The sequence below is a fragment of the Kluyvera georgiana genome (genome assembly GCF_050990895.1).
GTDB lineage: Bacteria > Pseudomonadota > Gammaproteobacteria > Enterobacterales > Enterobacteriaceae > Kluyvera > Kluyvera georgiana.
In genome coordinates this window covers 1,149,818-1,167,664 of sequence record NZ_CP158865.1, presented here as the reverse complement: position 1 = coordinate 1,167,664, position 17,847 = coordinate 1,149,818, and the positions used below count along the sequence as shown (strand labels likewise).

Annotated in this window: 22 protein-coding genes; 15 read left to right on the top strand and 7 right to left on the bottom strand. The window is 54.2% G+C overall.

The annotated features are described in order from the left end of the window. The 4 genes from ABTW00_RS05560 to ABTW00_RS05545 are packed head-to-tail and all read left to right on the top strand — an operon-like array spanning nt 1 to nt 3,194. Nucleotides 1-909 carry a baseplate assembly protein gene (locus tag ABTW00_RS05560; RefSeq protein WP_433639424.1) on the top strand — a complete coding sequence of 303 codons (909 nt, stop codon included), beginning with the start codon at nt 1-3 and terminating at the stop codon, nt 907-909. Further along, nucleotides 902-1,513, top strand: coding sequence for a phage tail protein I (locus ABTW00_RS05555; protein ID WP_433639421.1), 612 nt, complete (start codon nt 902-904; stop codon nt 1,511-1,513). Before ABTW00_RS05560 ends, ABTW00_RS05555 begins: the two co-directional genes overlap by 8 nt. Next, on the top strand, nt 1,510-2,604 hold the full coding sequence (locus ABTW00_RS05550; protein WP_433639419.1) for a phage tail protein: 1,095 nt from the start codon (nt 1,510-1,512) through the stop codon (nt 2,602-2,604). Before ABTW00_RS05555 ends, ABTW00_RS05550 begins: the two co-directional genes overlap by 4 nt. Further along, nucleotides 2,604-3,194, top strand: a complete 591-nt coding sequence (locus ABTW00_RS05545; RefSeq protein WP_433639417.1) for a tail fiber assembly protein — start codon at nt 2,604-2,606, stop codon at nt 3,192-3,194. The genes ABTW00_RS05550 and ABTW00_RS05545 overlap by 1 nt, the downstream gene beginning before the upstream one ends. Here the strand turns inward: ABTW00_RS05545 and ABTW00_RS05540 are convergent. Continuing rightward, the gene (locus ABTW00_RS05540) at nt 3,169-3,516 is read right to left on the bottom strand and encodes a tail fiber assembly protein (RefSeq protein WP_433639415.1); all 348 of its coding nucleotides are present in this window, start codon (nt 3,514-3,516) and stop codon (nt 3,169-3,171) included. The two genes, ABTW00_RS05545 and ABTW00_RS05540, sit on opposite strands and share 26 nt — an antisense overlap. A gap of 454 nt (nt 3,517-3,970) precedes the next feature. Between ABTW00_RS05540 and ABTW00_RS05535 the strand changes: the two genes are divergently transcribed. From ABTW00_RS05535 to ABTW00_RS05495, 9 genes are all read left to right on the top strand, one after another. After that, the gene (locus tag ABTW00_RS05535; protein WP_433639412.1) at nt 3,971-4,549 is read left to right on the top strand and encodes a recombinase family protein; all 579 of its coding nucleotides are present in this window, start codon (nt 3,971-3,973) and stop codon (nt 4,547-4,549) included. A 64-nt stretch (nt 4,550-4,613) separates the two neighbouring features. Continuing rightward, nucleotides 4,614-5,801: a phage tail sheath protein gene (locus ABTW00_RS05530; RefSeq protein ID WP_433639409.1), complete on the top strand. Its 1,188-nt coding sequence runs from the start codon at nt 4,614-4,616 to the stop codon at nt 5,799-5,801. Nucleotides 5,802-5,813: 12 nt separating this feature from the next. After that, nucleotides 5,814-6,332, top strand: a complete 519-nt coding sequence (locus ABTW00_RS05525; protein ID WP_433639407.1) for a phage major tail tube protein — start codon at nt 5,814-5,816, stop codon at nt 6,330-6,332. A 63-nt stretch (nt 6,333-6,395) separates the two neighbouring features. Next, nucleotides 6,396-6,677: a phage tail assembly protein gene (locus tag ABTW00_RS05520; protein ID WP_433639404.1), complete on the top strand. Its 282-nt coding sequence runs from the start codon at nt 6,396-6,398 to the stop codon at nt 6,675-6,677. Nucleotides 6,678-6,709: 32 nt separating this feature from the next. Then, a complete protein-coding gene (locus ABTW00_RS05515; protein ID WP_433639401.1) occupies nt 6,710-6,829 on the top strand; it encodes a GpE family phage tail protein in 120 nt (39 codons plus the stop codon). Beyond that, the gene (locus ABTW00_RS05510) at nt 6,822-9,251 is read left to right on the top strand and encodes a phage tail tape measure protein (RefSeq protein WP_433639398.1); all 2,430 of its coding nucleotides are present in this window, start codon (nt 6,822-6,824) and stop codon (nt 9,249-9,251) included. Before ABTW00_RS05515 ends, ABTW00_RS05510 begins: the two co-directional genes overlap by 8 nt. An 11-nt stretch (nt 9,252-9,262) precedes the next feature. Then, nucleotides 9,263-9,727 carry a phage tail protein gene (locus ABTW00_RS05505; protein ID WP_433639395.1) on the top strand — a complete coding sequence of 155 codons (465 nt, stop codon included), beginning with the start codon at nt 9,263-9,265 and terminating at the stop codon, nt 9,725-9,727. A gap of 2 nt (nt 9,728-9,729) precedes the next feature. Further along, entirely contained in the window at nt 9,730-10,908 is a 1,179-nt protein-coding gene (locus ABTW00_RS05500; RefSeq protein ID WP_433639393.1) for a phage late control D family protein, read from the top strand. A gap of 111 nt (nt 10,909-11,019) precedes the next feature. After that, nucleotides 11,020-11,238 carry a DNA-binding transcriptional regulator gene (locus tag ABTW00_RS05495; RefSeq protein WP_112933321.1) on the top strand — a complete coding sequence of 73 codons (219 nt, stop codon included), beginning with the start codon at nt 11,020-11,022 and terminating at the stop codon, nt 11,236-11,238. Nucleotides 11,239-11,401: 163 nt separating this feature from the next. On the opposite strand, the gene rplS is transcribed toward ABTW00_RS05495, so the two are convergent. From rplS to ffh, 5 genes are all read right to left on the bottom strand, one after another. Next, nucleotides 11,402-11,749 (bottom strand): 50S ribosomal protein L19, encoded by a 348-nt coding sequence (gene rplS, locus ABTW00_RS05490; protein WP_006687325.1) that lies wholly within the window; start codon nt 11,747-11,749, stop codon nt 11,402-11,404. Between the two features lie 41 nt (nt 11,750-11,790). Further along, nucleotides 11,791-12,558, bottom strand: coding sequence for a tRNA (guanosine(37)-N1)-methyltransferase TrmD (gene trmD / locus ABTW00_RS05485; protein WP_064543366.1), 768 nt, complete (start codon nt 12,556-12,558; stop codon nt 11,791-11,793). A 30-nt stretch (nt 12,559-12,588) separates the two neighbouring features. Beyond that, a complete protein-coding gene (gene rimM, locus ABTW00_RS05480) occupies nt 12,589-13,137 on the bottom strand; it encodes a ribosome maturation factor RimM (RefSeq protein ID WP_035894946.1) in 549 nt (182 codons plus the stop codon). Nucleotides 13,138-13,155: 18 nt separating this feature from the next. Continuing rightward, entirely contained in the window at nt 13,156-13,404 is a 249-nt protein-coding gene (gene rpsP, locus ABTW00_RS05475; RefSeq protein WP_064543364.1) for a 30S ribosomal protein S16, read from the bottom strand. Nucleotides 13,405-13,513: 109 nt separating this feature from the next. Further along, nucleotides 13,514-14,878: a signal recognition particle protein gene (ffh, locus tag ABTW00_RS05470; RefSeq protein WP_064543362.1), complete on the bottom strand. Its 1,365-nt coding sequence runs from the start codon at nt 14,876-14,878 to the stop codon at nt 13,514-13,516. Nucleotides 14,879-15,102: 224 nt separating this feature from the next. Between ffh and ABTW00_RS05465 the strand changes: the two genes are divergently transcribed. Both ABTW00_RS05465 and ABTW00_RS05460 read left to right on the top strand, forming a co-directional pair. Further along, nucleotides 15,103-15,894 (top strand): cytochrome C assembly family protein, encoded by a 792-nt coding sequence (locus ABTW00_RS05465; protein ID WP_064543360.1) that lies wholly within the window; start codon nt 15,103-15,105, stop codon nt 15,892-15,894. Between the two features lie 16 nt (nt 15,895-15,910). Beyond that, nucleotides 15,911-17,197 carry an HlyC/CorC family transporter gene (locus ABTW00_RS05460; protein ID WP_065358046.1) on the top strand — a complete coding sequence of 429 codons (1,287 nt, stop codon included), beginning with the start codon at nt 15,911-15,913 and terminating at the stop codon, nt 17,195-17,197. 42 nt (nt 17,198-17,239) lie between these two features. Here the strand turns inward: ABTW00_RS05460 and grpE are convergent, their stop codons facing one another. Then, nucleotides 17,240-17,833, bottom strand: coding sequence for a nucleotide exchange factor GrpE (grpE, locus tag ABTW00_RS05455; protein ID WP_065358045.1), 594 nt, complete (start codon nt 17,831-17,833; stop codon nt 17,240-17,242). Between the last annotated feature and the right edge of the window lie 14 nt (nt 17,834-17,847).

Genomic DNA, 17,847 nt, shown 5'->3' with positions numbered 1-17,847 from the left:
ATGGCAACTATTGACCTGAGCCAGCTCCCCGTGCCCGACTTCGTGGAAACGCTGGATTTTGAAACCATTCTCGCGGAACGCAAAGCGACGCTGGTCTCGCTTTATCCTGAAGAGCAACAGGACGCTGTTGCGCGCACTCTCGCCCTCGAGTCTGAGCCGCTGGTGAAATATCTGGAGGAAAACGCCTACCGTGAAGTCATCTGGCGTCAGCGTGTGAACGATGCCGGGAAAGGCTGCACGCTGGCCTATGCGAATAATAATGACCTCGACGTAATGGCCGGGAACAACAATACCGCTCGTCAGACCTTGATACCTGCCGATGACAGCACTATCCCGCCCACACCGGCGGTTATGGAATCGGACACCGATTTACGCTTCAGGGCGCAACAGGCGTATGAGGGGCTCAGCGTGGCTGGCCCGGTCGGCGCGTATGAGTACCACGGCCGCAGCGCAGACGGGCGGGTCGCTGATATCTCGGTCGTGAGCCCGTCACCGGCCTGTGTGACCATCACCGTACTTTCACGCGAGGATGACGGCACCGCATCCGATGACCTGCTGGCCGTCGTGGAAAAAGCGCTGAACGCTGAAGAGGTGCGCCCCGTTGGCGACCGGGTGACGGTACAGAGTGCTGAAATCGTGCCGTACCAGATTGACGCGACCCTTTATTTTTATCCCGGGCCGGAAGCCGAACCCATCCGTCAGGCCGCTGAAGAAAAGCTCAAAGCGTATATCACCGCGCAACAGCGACTAGGCCGCGACATTCGTCAGTCGGCGATTTATGCCGCCCTGCACGTCGAAGGTGTGCAGCGTGTCGAGCTGGCCGCGCCACTGGCCGACATTGTACTCACACAATACCAGGCATCTTACTGCACCGAATACAGCATCGCTGACGGAGGTGCCGATGAGTGATAACCGGCTGTTGCCCGTTGGCTCGTCGGTGCTGGAGGTTGCCGCCGCTCGTGCGGCCGCAGATATCGAGCGTGTGCCGGTACCGCTTCGCACGTTGTGGAACTGGCGCACCTGCCCGGTGCGGCTGCTGCCTTATCTGGCGTGGGCGTTTTCTGTCGACCGGTGGGATGAAAACTGGCCGGAGGCGACAAAACGCAGCGTCATCGCCTCATCGTTTTACATCCATCAGCACAAAGGCACCATCGCGGCATTGCGGCGCGTGGTGGAGCCGCTCGGCTATCTGATTCAGGTTAAGGAGTGGTGGGAGCTTAACGAGGAGCCGGGAACGTTTCGGCTGGTTGTGGGCGTCCTCGAGACCGGCATCACTGAAGAAATGTTTCAGGAGCTCGAGCGTCTGATTTATGGCGCAAAGCCCGCGAGCCGTCACCTGACCGGGCTCGCCATCAGCCTGAGCACAACCGGGCCAGCCTACGTGGGTGCGACCTGCTATGACGGCGACATTTTATCGGTTTACCCCTTCACCACTGAAGAGATTGTCGTTGGTGGTGATTTTTATCCGGCTTCGGCCATTCATCTGATTGATAACCTGCGAGTAAGCGCATGACGACGAAATATTTTGCCACCCTGACAAATCAGGGCGCGGCGCGACTGGCAAACGCGACCGCACTCGGTACCAAACTGAATATCACTCAAATGGGCGTCGGTGACGCGAACGGCACACTGCCGACCCCATCGCCGACACAGACCACGCTGATTAATCAGCGCCGCATCGCGGCGATTAACTCACTGGCCGTGGATGACAACGACGCCGGTCAGATTATTGTCGAGCAGGTCATCCCCGAAAATGAGGGCGGTTTCTGGATCCGTGAGATTGGCCTTTATGACGATACCGGCGTACTGATTGCGGTCGCCAACTGCCCGGAAACCTACAAGCCATTACTCACTGAGGGGAGCGGTCGAACGCAGACCATTCGAATGATTCTGGTCGTCTCGAGCTCGGCATCCATTACGCTAAAAGTCGACCCATCCGTCGTACTGGCGACCCGAAAATATGTCGATGACGGTGTTATCGAGGTAAAGAGCTATGTCGATAAGCAGGTCAAAGCACATGAAGCGAAAGCGAATCCGCATTCTCAATATCTGCTGATTAAAAATGCGCTGAAAGAAATCGCCGACGCAGGTCTCGCTGATGAGGTTCTCGAAAACCTTGGTTTAGGAGATTTCCGTTTTGGTGCGCCACTTATTGGTCAGCGTATCGACTGGCCTTTGGAACTTATGCCACAGGAAATATGGCCTGGCATGACAATGGAATTTATTCCGTATATGGCACAGTCATTTGACCCGGTTAAATACCCACTGCTGTCGCAACTGCATCCAGAAAATAAATTACCCGCTGATATGCGTGGCTATGCGCCGCGTGGATGGGATAACGGGCGCGGAATTGATATCGACCGAGAGCTGATGAGCGAACAGGATGATGCCATGCGTAATTTCACCGGCACATTTGTCGCCTCTGACGATAATTCAGCGGCATCATGTACTGGCGTATTCTCCATTACAAAAAATTACGGAACTGCTCAGGGAGGCGGTGCAGTTGAAAAGTTAATTACATTTGACCCAAGCAAGGTTGTCTCGACAGCGGATGAAAACCGAATGAAAAACGTAGCGTGGAATATGATTGTGAGGGCGAAATAATGGCGGCTTTATTTGATAAAAACGGTAATGCAACGGAAACTCACATCGCTACAGTTAGCAGTTTTGCTCCCGTTACCGGCGAATTTAAGGCTACTTATGACGTACGGGTTTTAGCGGGTACGGGCATACCGGCATATTCTACGCTTTCACTGGCTCCAGTATTTAAATCAGGTCAGGCCGCTTGCTGGAATGGTAAAGAGTGGCAACTGATTGCAGATTTGCGGGGAAATACCGCTTACAGAAAATCTGATGGAAGCGAAGTCATTATTAAATCGCTTGGCGAACTGGATGATGACCTGACCGACCTGGCACCGTCTACGCCTTACGACCAGTGGAGCGGAACTGAGTGGGTAACTGATGAGGATACAGCTCACGCGGCTGAGGTGGTGGAGGCTGAGCAGTATAAACAACGGTTAATTACAGCGGCACAGCAATCTATTTCACTGCTACAAACAAAACTCCTGATGGCGCGTACGCTGACTGATGCCGAAACAAATAAAGTGAATAAAACACTGGATTACATTGATGCGGTTGAGGCTATCGATACCGCAACCGCACCGGGAATCAATTTTCCGCAGCTGGAGGTGTAGGCCATTCGGGTTTTGTCGTATCAACTCGCATTAATAGAACCCGGTATAAGCTCCATTCATCCAATGCGGCAGACTCTTCGTCTGTCGCAATCCCCTTGTTTACTGCATATTGTCGCCATTCTATTTCAGCATCAGCAGCCATGCGCAGCGCCGTTTTTTTCTGCTCAGCCAGTAAAACTAATTCAGCCTGAGTTGGTGCAGGGCTTGCCAGAGCTAGTGCATCAGCTTCGCTAATTTCCGTTAGACCACTTTTCACATATTTCTCATCTACAGCATCTTCATACGCGTAAACAGTTCCGCTTTCGTTTTTAAAATATTTCATTATCGCAACTCCAACCATAAAGCATCCGAACCATCCACGCCGATATTGCTGGCTACGCTGTACGTGCTCCCGTCAGGGACAATAATCGAAACACTACTAAGAATGGAGCCAGATGAGACCTGAGTGAATCCGGCTATAGGCGCGCCGTCCACAAATGCACGCCCCTGTGCAGATGTATTTCTCCCTGTGATAACAACAAAGATTGGTTTGCCGGTGCTGTTCGTATATGTAACTCCAGCGACACGGCTTGCTTTGACGTCTTGCCAGGCTTGCCCAACCCCTAGCATCTTTCCAAAACGGTTATCATTACCAGCGGCGACTGTCCCCTCCGTCTCGCCTACGTCTTTTGACGCTGCATCACCGAAATCTGGCAAGTCTCCTAAACCAACGTTTGAGAAAATGCAGTTTTCCCGCCGGGCTGGCATCATTCCGGCTTTTGCATAGGGGAAAACAGATGCAGGTTGGCTACGTTCGTGTATCAACAAATGAGCAAAATACCGCGCTACAGCGTGACGCGCTTGAACGCTCAGGATGCGAGCTAATTTTCGAGGATAAAATCAGCGGAAAATCGACCAACAGGCCGGGCCTTAATCGCGCCTTAAAGCGACTTCAGGCCGGTGATACGCTGGTTGTCTGGAAGCTCGACCGGCTCGGTCGTAGCATGCGGCATCTTGTCTCGATGACCGAAGAGCTTCGACAGCGCGGAGTCAATTTCCGCAGCCTGACCGACAGTATCGATACATCGACCCCGATGGGGCGCTTTTTCTTCCACATCATGGGCGCGCTTGCGGAAATGGAACGCGAGCTCATCGTCGAGCGAACCCGCGCCGGGCTCGATGCCGCTCGCGCACAGGGAAGAGTCGGAGGACGTCGGCCAAAACTGACGCCTGACGAATGGGCTCAGGCCGGGCGACTGATTGCGGCCGGAGAATCCCGTCAGCGTGTTGCGATAATTTTTGATGTGGGGATATCGACGCTGTATAAAAAATTCCCGGCGACAAATCCCGTTGTGTCAGCCACCGCCGAACCCTGACAAATAGCCGCATACAGGCGTAAACCAGACAATATCACTCACCCCAACTAACGGAGTTAAACGGATGAGTGATTATCATCACGGCGTCAAGGTCGTGGAAATTGACGACGGCACGCGCACAATCTCGACCGTATCAACGGCGGTTGTCGGCATGGTCTGCACGGCCAGTGATGCTGACGCCGAAATGTTCCCGCTCAATGTGCCGGTACTGATTACCAGCCCACAAAACGCCATTGCGAAAGCCGGTACCAAAGGCACCCTGTCAAAATCCTTACAGGCCATTGCCGACCAGTCAAAACCGGTCGTTGTGGTCGTGCGCGTCGCGGAGGGTACCGGCGACGACGAAGAGGCACAGGCGCAAACCATTTCTAATATCATCGGCACCACGGATGAGAACGGCAAATACACCGGGCTGAAAGCGCTGTTAACGGCGAAAGCGGTCACAGGTGTGAAGCCCCGTATTCTCGGTGTACCGGGTCTCGATACTCAGGAGGTCGCGACCGCGCTTGCGTCCGTGGCTCAGAAGCTGCGCGCCTTTGCCTACGTTAGCGCGTGGGGCTGTAAAACCATTTCCGAGGTTATCGCCTATCGCGAAAACTTCAGCGCCCGTGAGCTCATGATTATCTGGCCTGACTTCCTCGGGTGGGACACTACGGCCAACGCGACAACAACCAGCTACGCAACCGCGATCGCGCTGGGGCTGCGCGCCAAAATCGACAATGACATAGGGTGGCATAAAACCCTGTCAAACGTCGGCGTCAACGGCGTCACCGGTATCAGCGCGTCGGTCTTCTGGGATTTGCAGGAATCCGGCACCGATGCCGACCTGCTGAATGAGGCCGGTATCACGACGCTGATTCGTGCCGATGGTTTCCGCTTTTGGGGCAACCGTAATTGCTCCGATGACCCGCTGTTTCAGTTTGAAAACTACACCCGCACCGCGCAAATAATTGCCGATACGATGGCCGAAGGTCATATGTGGGCGGTCGATAAGCCGATCACCGCTACCCTGATTCGCGACATTATCGATGGTATTAACGCGAAATTCCGCGAGCTGAAAACCGGCGGTTACATCATCGATGCGACGTGCTGGTTTGACGAAGAGGCCAACAGCAAGGAAACCCTCAAGGCCGGAAAACTGTTTATTGATTACGACTATACGCCGGTGCCACCGCTCGAAAACCTGACCCTGCGCCAGCGTATCACCGACAAATATCTGGCGAATCTTATCTCGTCAGTGAACAGCAAATAAGGAGCCTGACCTATGGCATTACCGCGCAAGCTCAAACTCATGAACCTGTTTATCGACGGGGTGAGTTATCTCGGCGTCGTGCAGTCCGTCACGCTGCCAAAACTGACCCGCAAGCTCGATAAATATCGCGGCGGCGGGATGAATGGCGCTGCCTCCGTTGACCTTGGTCTCGATGACGATGCGCTGTCGGCTGAGTTTTCCCTCGGTGGCTTCCCTGATGACGCGATCTGGTCGTTATATGCCGCCACTGGCGCTGCATCCGTGCCGCTACGTTTTGCAGGGTCTTACCAGCGCGACGACACCGGCGAGACAATCCCGGTCGAGGTTGTACTCCGTGGTCGTCAGAAAGACGTTGACCTTGGCGAAGCTAAACAGGGTGAAGACACGGAGTCGAAAATCTCTCTCGAGTGCACGTACTACAAGCTGACCATCAACGGTAAAGAAATGGTCGAAATCGACACGGTGAACCTCATCGAAAAAGTGAACGGCACCGACATGCTCGAGGCGCACCGACAAAACATCGGCCTGTAATTTCTGCCCCGGTCAGCGCGGCTGACCGGGCATCCTGAAACCTGAATTTAACGAGAAAATATCATGGAAAAAATTAACGAAAATATCGTCACTCTGATTAAACCAATTACGCGCGGTGAGCAGGTGATTACCGATGTCACTCTGTTAAAACCGACCGCCGGAACCCTGCGCGGTGTCAGCCTGGCATCTGTCGCAAACTCCGACGTCGATGCGCTGATTAAAGTGCTGCCACGCATGACCATACCGTCACTGACAGAACAGGAAGCCGCCGCGCTGGAGCTGCCCGACCTGCTGTCGTTTGCCGGTAAGGTGGTGGTTTTTTTGTCACCGAGTTCGGCGGCTTAACCTTCCCGAAAAAACTCTCGGTCGATGACCTGATGGCTGACATAGCGGTAATTTTCCACTGGTCGCCATCAGAGCTATACCCCATGAGCCTGACCGAGCTCATCAACTGGCGTGAAAAAGCGCTACAGCGAAGCGGAAACACGAATGAGTAATAACCTCAAACTCGAAGTGCTCCTGAAAGCTGTCGACCAGGCGACCCGACCCTTTAAAGCGATCCAGACGGCGAGTAAATCGCTGTCTGGTGATATCCGCACGACTCAGCAATCCCTGCGTGATTTGAATGGTCAGGCATCGAAAATCGACGGTTTTCGCAAAGCCAGCGCACAACTGGCGGTAACCGGTCAGTCACTGAAACAGGCAAAGCAGGAAGCCGCCGCGCTGGCCGTCCAGTTTAAAAACACCGAAAGCCCGACCCGCGCACAGGCTCGGGCGCTCGAGCTTGCGAAGAAAAGCGCGGCTGACCTTCAGCTCAAATATAACGGTCTCAGGTTGTCCGTGCAGCGCCAGCGTCAAGAGCTCAGTCAGGCCGGGATTAATACCCGTAAACTGTCGACCGATGAGCAGCGACTGAAAACTACCATCAGTGAAACAACCGTACAGCTTAACCGCCAGCGTGAAGCACTGGCGCGCGTCAGTACGCAACAGGCGAAACTGAACGCGGTTAAATCGCGCTATGAGTCCGGGCAGAAGCTCGCCTCTGGTGCGCGTAATGTTGGGGTGGCTGGTGTCGGGATGGCAACCACTGGTGTTGTTGCTGGCGGCGCTGTGCTCAAACCCGGTTTTGATTTTTCTCTGAAGAACTCAGAGCTTCAGGCGGTACTTGGCCTCGATAAAGAATCGGCTGACATGAAGGCGCTGAAAGGGCAAGCCAGAACGCTGGGTGATAATACAGCCGCATCTGCTGACGACGCCGCGGCGGCACAAATTATCGTGGCGAAATCCGGCGCGGATAAAGACGGCATTCTCGCGCAGACGCCCGCCATCCTGAATATGTCGCTTGCGAACAAAGAAACGATGGAGGACAACGCAAAATTACTCATCGGGACTAAATCCGCTTTCGGTCTCGCAGATGATAAGGCAACCCATATTGCCGATGTGATCTCGATGACCATGAATAAATCACAGGCCACCTTTGCCGGGTTAAGTGACTCACTGACCTATGTCGCACCGGTGGCGAAAAATGCGGGTGTGAGTCTGGAAGAAACCGCCGCGATGATTGGCGCACTTCATGACAACAATATCACCGGCTCGATGGCCGGTACCGGTAGCCGTGCCGTATTGAGTCGACTACAGGCACCATCGGGTAAGGCGTACGACGCGATTAAAGAGCTGGGCGTCAAAACGATGGATAGTAAGGGAAACACCCGGCCTATCTTCTCCATCCTGAAAGAAATGCAGCAGAGTTTTGAGAAAAATAAACTCGGTACCGGCCAGCGCTCAGAGTACATGAAAGCGATTTTCGGCGAAGAAGCCAGCTCGTCGGCCAGCGTCCTGATGGCCGCAGCGGCCAGCGGAAAACTGGATAATCTGACCCGCCTGATTAAAGACTCGGACGGAAAAACCGCTGAACTTGTCGAGGTCATGCAGAACAATCTCGGCGGCGACTTTAAAGAATTTCAGTCTGCTTACGAGGCGGTCGGGACTGACCTTTACGACCAGCAAGAGGAGTCGCTCCGCAATCTGACCCAAACGGCTACAAAATACGTTTTACGACTCGATGGCTGGATACAAAAAAATAAAGAACTTGCTCAGACCATTGGTCTTATTGCCGGTGGCGCGCTTGCTTTGATTGGTGTTATTGGTGGCATCGGTCTGGTTGCATGGCCTGTTATTGCCGGGATTAATGCCAGCATCGCGGCCGCTGGCGCACTCGGTGCAGTAATTACGACAATCAGCGGCGGGGTCATTGCGGCTATTGGCGCTATTACGTGGCCTGTCGTGGCCGTTGCGGCGGCTGTTGTCGCTGGCGCGCTGCTTATCCGTAAATACTGGGAGCCTATCAGCGCATTCTTTGCTGGTGTGGTCGAGGGGCTCATGAGTGCCTTTGCGCCGGTCGGGGAAATATTCGCACCGCTAGCACCCATTTTCGACGGTCTCGGCGAAAAACTTCGCGGCGTCTGGCAGTGGTTTAAAGACCTGATAGCGCCGGTGAAAGCGACTCAGGACACGCTCAACAGTTGTCGTGATGTTGGGGTTATGTTCGGTCAGGCGCTGGCTGATGCGCTGCTGATGCCGCTTAATGCCTTTAACAAGCTGCGAAGCGGGATCGATTGGGTGCTCGAAAAACTCGGCATTATCAACAAAGAATCCAGCTCGCTTGACCAGACCGCAGCGAAAGCCAGTGCGGCGACGCAGAACGGCTACAGCCCCGCTATCAGCTCATACAACAGCTATCAGCCGGTCACGGCACCCGCCGGTAAAACCTACATCGACCAGAGTCGGCCAACCTACCAAATCAACGTGCCGGGCAATGGTATGCCGGGCGGTCGGTTGGGTAACGATTTGCAGGATGCATTAGAAAAATATGAGCGTGATAAACGCTCTAAAGCTCGCGCAAGCATGATGCACGATTAAGGAGACTGATTATGATGCTGGCACTCGGTATGTTTGTTTTTATGCGTCAGACGCTGCCCTATCAGAGCATGCAGCGCAGCGCGGATTATGGCTGGGCGTCAAACTCCCGTGTCGGGAAGCGTGACGCTTTTCAGTACCTCGGCGAGGGTGAAGATAAAATCACCCTGAGCGGTGACCTGTATCCTGAGCTGACCGGCGGTAAGGTCTCGATGCTGGCGCTGTATACGATGGCCGAGCAGGGGCGCGCATGGCCGCTCATTTCCGGGACGGGGACGATTTACGGGATGTTTGTTGTCAGCAATGTCTCGGAGACCGGAACAGTATTTTTTGAGGATGGATCGCCGCGCAAAATCAGCTTCACCCTGACACTAACCCGCGTCGATGAATCGCTGGCGGCGATTTACGGTGATATTGGCAAACAGGCCGAGAGTCTGGTCGGTAAAGCTGGCGACCTGTTGTCGATGGTGGGGGCATAATCATGCTGGATATTATCACCGGCGCGGGTGCCACACTGACGCCCGACTTTATGCTGACACTGGAAAGCAAAGATATCACCGGCAATATCAGCGATCGGCTGATTAACCTCTCGATGACAGACAACCGGGGATTTGAGGCCGACCAGCTCGATATTGAACTCGACGATAGTGACGGGCTGGTCGTGTTGCCGATTCGCGGCGCGGTACTGTCGCTGTATCTCGGGTGGAAAGGTTTCTCGCTGGTCGGTAAGGGGCAATTTACTGTCGATGAGGTGGAGCACCGGGGCGCACCTGATACGGTGACCATCCGCGCCCGGAGTGCGGATTTTCGCGGCACGCTCAATTCTCGCCGTGAAGAGTCCTGGCACGATACCACGCTCGGCGCTATCGTCCACACGATAGCAGAACGGAATAAACTCACGGCCAGCGTCGCCGATTCTCTCGCGGGGATCCAGATTCCGCATATCGACCAGTCTCAGGAATCCGACGCCGTTTTCCTGACCCGTCTCGCGGAGCGTAACGGCGGCGCGGTGTCGGTGAAAGCCGGTAAATTGCTGATGCTCAAAGCGGGGAGTGGCACCACGGCCAGCGGAAAGCCCATCCCTCAAATCACGATCCAGCGCAGTGACGGCGACCGGCATCAGTTTGCCATTGCTGACCGGGGTGCTTACACCGGCGTGACCGCTAAATGGTTGCATACCAAAGACCCGAAACCGGCGAAACAAAAGCAAGCGGTAAAGCTGAAGCGAAAACCCAAAGTGCAGCACCTCAGGGCGTTACAGCACCCGAAAGCGAAACCGGTGAGCAGTAAAGCCACGGCCAAAAAGCAGAAAGAGCAGGAAGCCCGAGAGGGTGAATACATGGCCGGTGAGGCTGACAACGTTTTCGCGCTGACGACCATTTACGCCACGAAGGCGCAAGCGATGCGCGCGGCTCAGGCGAAGTGGGATAAATTGCAGCGGGGCGTTGCTGAGTTCTCGATTATGCTGGCGACCGGTCGCGAAGACATTTATCCAGAAATGCCGGTCAGGGTCTCGGGCTTTAAGCGCGTCATAGACGAGCAATCATGGATAATCAGCAAAGTGATCCATAACCTCGGCGGGAATGGCTTCACGACGGCTGTAGAGCTTGAGGTGATGCTTTCTGATGTGGAATATGAGGACGAAGGGGGTGACGATTAAAACATGGCATATAGTGAGCCTCAAACGCCTACCAGCAAAAATGCATACTTCAACTTGCAAATGTAAGTTTTAGGATTATCATTCTCTCAAGCCAGTAGAGGGGGAAAGATTATGATGCACTGCCCATTATGCCAAGATGCAGCTCACGCAAGGTCCAGCCGGTACCTGAGTATGGAAACGAAAGAACGTTACCACCAATGTCAGAATATCAACTGTGGATGCACCTTTGTGACCCACGAGACTCTCGCCCGATTCATTGTGAAGCCGGGCGAAATTGAACCAGCCCCGCCCCACCCGACCCGACATCAACAACATCAGCTTTGGCTTTAGAACCTGCTTCGGCAGGTTTTTTTATTATCTGCTATCAGTGGACTCCTGTGGACACAAAACGATTCTGCGTGGACATTCCGTGGACACCAAGATAAAAAAAGGGGTTAGCATATAGCTAACCCCTTGTTTTCTAACACGCTTTGGATGCAGCGTGAAAGCGTTCTTAGTTAAGACGCTCTTTGATACGAGCAGACTTACCAGTGCGCTCACGCAGGTAGTACAGTTTAGCTTTACGTACAGCACCACGACGTTTAACAGCAATGCTGTCAACTACCGGAGAGTGAGTCTGGAAGACACGCTCAACGCCTTCGCCGTTGGAAATTTTACGAACAGTGAATGCAGAGTGCAGACCGCGGCTACGAATAGCGATAACCACGCCCTCAAATGCCTGCAGACGTTTTTTGGAACCTTCAACAACCCATACTTTCACTTCCACGGTATCACCCGGACGGAAGGAAGGTACGTCCTGCTTCATCTGTTCTTGTTCAAGTTGCTTAATAATGTTGCTCATAATTTAATCTCTTATCCTGGGTAAACTGATATTTGGGGGTCTCAGACCAGCCCATCATGTTTATGTTGCTGTTGCGCGTGTTCCTGTTTGAACTCCGCCAGCAACCTTGCTTGCTCTTCAGTCAGAGCCAGGTTTTCCAGAAGTTCAGGTCTTCTAAGCCAGGAGCGGCCCAGCGACTGCTTCAAACGCCAGCGACGTATCTCGGCATGGTTTCCCGACAGCAGAACCGGCGGTACCTCCATCCCTTCTAACACTTCAGGGCGGGTATAGTGCGGACAGTCCAGCAACCCGTCAGCAAACGAATCTTCGATTGCTGATGCTTCATGACCTAGCACACCCGGAATAAACCGGGAAACGGAGTCGATCAGCGTCATTGCCGGTAACTCTCCACCGCTGAGAACGTAATCGCCGATAGACCATTCTTCGTCAATCTCGGTCTGAATCACGCGCTCATCGATACCTTCGTAGCGACCACATACCAGAATCAGCTTTTGATTCGTGGCCAGCTCGCTGACGCCCGCTTGATCAAGCTTGCGTCCCTGAGGTGACAGATAAATCACCTTTGCGCCTTCACCTGCCGCGGCTTTTGCTGCATGAATAGCGTCCCGTAAAGGTTGCACCATCATTAACATCCCCGGTCCGCCGCCGTAAGGACGATCGTCCACGGTACGGTGCCGGTCATGCGTGAAGTCACGTGGACTCCAGCTCTGGATGCTCAGCAGGCCATTTTTTACTGCCCGGCCAGTTACCCCGTAATCGGTAATTGCGCGGAACATTTCAGGAAACAGGCTAATTATGCCAATCCACATAGCGCCGTCTTTTACCGTTTATCCGGTGGTTTAAAAACCAGGATCCCAATCTACTTCGATAGTACGAGTAGCGAGATCGACTTTCTTGATAACCTGCCCATCGAGGAACGGAACCAACCGCTCCTTGATGCCAAATGCATCTTTCAGGTTTGCCTTAATGACGAGAACGTCATTCGACCCGGTTTCCATCATATCGATGACTTTACCGAGACCGTAGCCTTCCGTGGTCACTACCTGGCAGCCCATCAGGTCTTTCCAGTAATAGCTTCCATCTTCCAGCGCCGGCAGCTGCGAGGAATCCACGATAATTTCGCAGTTCGTCAGCAGATTCGCGGCATCGCGATCGTCAACGCCTTTCAGCTTAATGACGATATCCTGATTGTGGTAGCGCCAGCTTTCCAGCTCAACGGTCTGCCACTGACCCGCCTTCTGGATTAACCAGGGCTGATAGTCAAAAATGCTTTCGGCGTCTTCGGTGGAGGAAAACACTCTGAGCCAACCACGGATACCGTAGGAAGAACCCATTTTCCCCAATACGATCGGATCAACAGGTGCTTGTGCGGTGTGTTGCTTGCTCATCATGACCACCGTGACAGATTAAGCTGCTTTCTTAGCTTCTTTGATCAGCGCAGATACGCGATCAGAGATAGTTGCGCCCTGGCCAACCCAGTGTGCGATACGGTCCAGGTCCAGACGGGTGCCTTCTTCCGCGCCAGAAGCGATCGGGTTGAAGAAACCAACGCGCTCGATGAAGCGACCGTTACGTGCGTTACGGCTGTCAGTAACAACAACCTGGTAGAACGGACGCTTTTTAGCGCCGTGACGTGCTAAACGAATAGTTACCATAACATCCTCTTGTGTGAATAGAACAACCGGGCCCCATCGAGGGAAGGGGCCCGGTGTCATATTAAAAGCCCGAAAATTTTACTCATTTTTGGGCAAAATGCAATCCGTATTATCTGCCGGGGAATCCTGGTGGCATCATTCCCTTCATTCCGCGCATCATTTTCATCATGCCGCCTTTCGACTTCATCTTCTTCATCATGCGCTGCATGTCGTCGAACTGCTTGAGCAGACGGTTCACGTCCTGCACCTGCAGGCCGCAGCCCTGGGCGATACGACGCTTACGGGAACCTTTGATGATTTCCGGCTTCGCACGTTCTTTCAGCGTCATCGAGTTGATGATCGCTTCCATACGCACCAGCACTTTGTCATCCATCTGCGATTTGACGTTGTCTGGGATCTGGCCCATGCCCGGCAGTTTGCCCATCAGGCTCGCCATGCCGCCCATGTTTTTCATCTGCTTGAGCTGTTCCAGGAAGTCGTTCAGGTCGAAACCATCGCCCTTCTTCAGCTTGGTCGCCAGCTTCTCAGCCTGCGCGCGGTCAACCTTGCTCTCAATATCTTCGATCAGCGACAGCACGTCGCCCATGCCGAGGATACGGGAAGCGATACGGTCCGGGTGGAACGGCTCCAGCGCTTCGGTTTTCTCGCCGACACCGAGGAATTTAATCGGTTTGCCGGTAATGTGACGAATGGAGAGCGCTGCACCGCCGCGCGCATCACCATCGACTTTGGTCAGCACCACGCCGGTCAGCGGCAGCGCTTCGTTAAAGGCCTTGGCGGTATTCGCCGCATCCTGGCCGGTCATCGCGTCAACGACAAACAGGGTTTCAACCGGCTTAATCGCCGCGTGAACCTGCTTGATTTCGTCCATCATCGCTTCATCAACGTGCAGACGACCGGCGGTATCCACCAGCAGCACATCGTAGAATTTCAGCTTCGCTTCTTTCAGCGCCGCGTTAACGATGTCGATAGGCTTCTGGCCAACGTCAGACGGGAAGAAGTCCACGCCGACCTGCTCGGCCAGGGTTTCCAGCTGTTTGATCGCCGCCGGGCGATAAACGTCGGCAGAAACCACCAGGACTTTCTTCTTGTGCTTCTCGCGCAGGAACTTACCGAGCTTACCGACGCTGGTGGTTTTACCCGCACCCTGCAGGCCCGCCATAAGTACCACAGCCGGCGGCTGCGCGGCGAGGTTCAGCGTCTGGTTCTCTTCGCCCATCGCCGAAACCAGTTCGCTACGGACGATTTTGACGAATTCCTGGCCTGGCGTCAGGCTTTTGTTAACTTCATGACCAACCGCTTTTTCTTTTACGCGATTGATAAAATCACGCACTACCGGCAGCGCAACGTCAGCCTCCAGCAGCGCCATGCGCACTTCGCGCAGCGTCTCTTTTACGTTGTCTTCAGTAAGGCGTCCACGGCCACTGATATTGCGCAGCGTGCGCGACAAACGATCGGTTAAATTATCAAACATTGTCTCTCGCCTGGGGTGGAAACGGTGAGTCGCTCACGCGACAAAAAAACGGAAATTTGCGGGAGTATAACACGACACCGGGCGAGTTGTGAGGCCGTGGTTGGCGCTGATATCACGTAACGTGACACCATCGCCCTCACACCACCTGCGCGCCTTGATACAACTCGAGGGATTTTGCGTATATACTGCTTCTCTTTCTTCACTTTGACGACTGCCGACTCTTTATGCCTGTGTTTGCCCTGCTCGCGCTTGTTGCCTACTCCATCAGCCTGGCGCTGATCATTCCCGGCCTGCTGCAAAAAAACAGCGGCTGGCGGCGTATGGCGATTCTTTCCGCCACCGTGGCGCTGGTGTGCCATGCATTTGCGCTGGAAGCCCGTATCCTGCCGGGCGGTGACAGCGGGCAGAATCTCAGCCTGTTAAACGTCGGCTCGCTGGTGAGCCTGATGATCTGTACGGTGATGACCATCGTCGCCTCGCGTAACCGCGGATGGCTGCTGTTGCCCATTGTTTATGCGTTTGCGCTGATCAACCTCGCCTTCGCCACCTTTATGCCCAATGAGTTTATTACCCATCTGGAAGCGACGCCGGGGATGATGGTGCATATTGGCCTGTCGTTATTCTCCTACGCGACGCTGATTATCGCAGCCCTGTATGCGCTACAGCTCGCATGGATTGACTATCAGCTCAAGAATAAGAAGCTGGCGTTCAACAACGAAATGCCGCCGCTAATGGTCATTGAACGCAAAATGTTTCACATCACCCAGGTTGGCGTGGTTCTGCTCACGCTGACCCTCTGTACCGGCCTGTTTTACATGCATAACCTGTTTAGCATGGAAAATATCGACAAGGCCGTCCTTTCCATCATCGCCTGGTTCGTCTATATCGTGTTGTTATGGGGTCACTATCACGAAGGGTGGCGCGGCCGCCGGGTGGTCTGGTTTAACGTGGCGGGCGCTGGCATTCTGACGCTCGCCTACTTTGGTAGCCGCGTGATTCAACAATTCGTGGGCTAAGTACTAAGGAATTCTCTTGGAACATATCTCTACCACCACGCTGATCGTGACGCTGATCATCATGGTGGTCATCTCCGCCTATTTCTCCGGTTCTGAAACCGGCATGATGACGTTAAACCGCTATCGGCTGCGTCATCTGGCCAAACAGGGCGACAAATCCGCGCGGCGAGTTGAAAAGCTGCTGAAAAAACCTGACCGTCTCATCAGCCTGGTGCTGATTGGCAACAACCTGGTCAACATCCTGGCTTCCGCGCTCGGCACCATTGTCGGCATGCGCCTGTACGGCGATCTGGGCGTCGCCATCGCCACCGGGGTACTGACCTTTGTGGTACTGGTGTTCGCTGAAGTGCTGCCCAAAACCATCGCCGCGCTCTACCCGGAAAAGGTCGCCTACCCCAGCAGCTTCCTGCTCGCACCGCTGCAAGTTCTGATGATGCCGCTGGTCTGGCTGCTTAACCTCATCACCCGCATCCTGATGCGCATGATGGGCATTAAAACCGACATCACTATCAGCAGCGCGCTCAGTAAAGATGAGCTGCGCACCATCGTGAATGAATCCCGCTCGCAGATTTCACGCCGCAACCAGGACATGCTGCTATCGGTACTGGATCTGGAAAAAGTCAGCGTCGATGACATCATGGTGCCGCGCAACGAAATCGTCGGCATCAACATCAACGACGACTGGAAGTCTATCGTCCGCCAGCTCACCCACTCGCCGCATGGCCGCATCGTGCTGTACCGCGATACCCTCGACGACGCCATCAGTATGCTGCGCGTGCGCGAAGCCTATCGTCTGATGACCGAGAAAAAAGAGTTCACCAAAGAGGTGATGCTGCGTGCCGCCGATGAGATTTACTTCGTGCCGGAGGGAACGCCGCTCAGCACCCAACTGGTGAAGTTCCAGCGTAATAAGAAAAAGGTGGGGCTGGTCGTCGACGAGTATGGCGATATTCAGGGTCTGGTGACGGTGGAAGACATTCTGGAAGAAATTGTCGGCGACTTTACCACCTCTATGTCACCGTCACTCGCCGAAGAAGTGACCCCGCAAAATGATGGTTCGGTGATTATCGATGGCAGCGCCAACGTGCGTGAACTCAATAAGGCTTTCAACTGGCATCTGCCGGAAGACGAAGCGCGCACCATGAACGGGATGATTGTTGAAGCGCTGGAAGAGATTCCTGCGGCAGGTACGCGGGTACGTATCGCCCAGTATGATATCGATATTCTCGACGTGCAGGATAACGTGATTAAGCAGGTGCAGGTGAACCCGGTTAAGCCGATTCGGGAAAGCGTGCAGGATTAAAGATATCCCCTCTCCCCGGCTGGGGAGAGGGCAACGCGAAGGTTATGCCTTCGCTTTCGCGACGGACACCATCGCCGCGCGAATAGTACGACCGTTCAGGGTGTAACCCTTCTGCATCACCATCAGTACATTGCCAGCGGCCACTTCGTCAGACTCCACCATCGCAATTGCCTGGTGAACGTTCGGGTCCATCGGCACGTCGATATCGGCAACAACCTGCACGCCAAATTTCGCGACCACGTCCAGCATCGACTTACGCGTCAGTTCAATACCTTCGATCATCGCCGCCATCGCGTCGCTGTCTTTGTTGGCCACTTCCAGCGCACGGTCCAGACTATCCAGCACCGGCAGCAGTTCATTGACGAATTTTTCCAGCGCGAATTTGTGCGCCTTCTCAACGTCAATTTCAGTGCGACGACGCAGGTTTTCCATCTCGGCCTTCACGCGCAGCACGCTTTCGCGCTCGCGGGTTTCGGCTTCCGCCAACTGCGATTCAAGGTTCGCAATTTTTTCGTCGCGCGGATCCACCTGCTCAGCAGAAGCGTCTGGTTCAACCGCCTCAACTTCTTCGTGCTGTTCCATGATAATTTCTTCCGGGGATTGCCCCTCAGGCGTTTTCTGTTCTTTACTACTCATGAATTTCTCCGCGT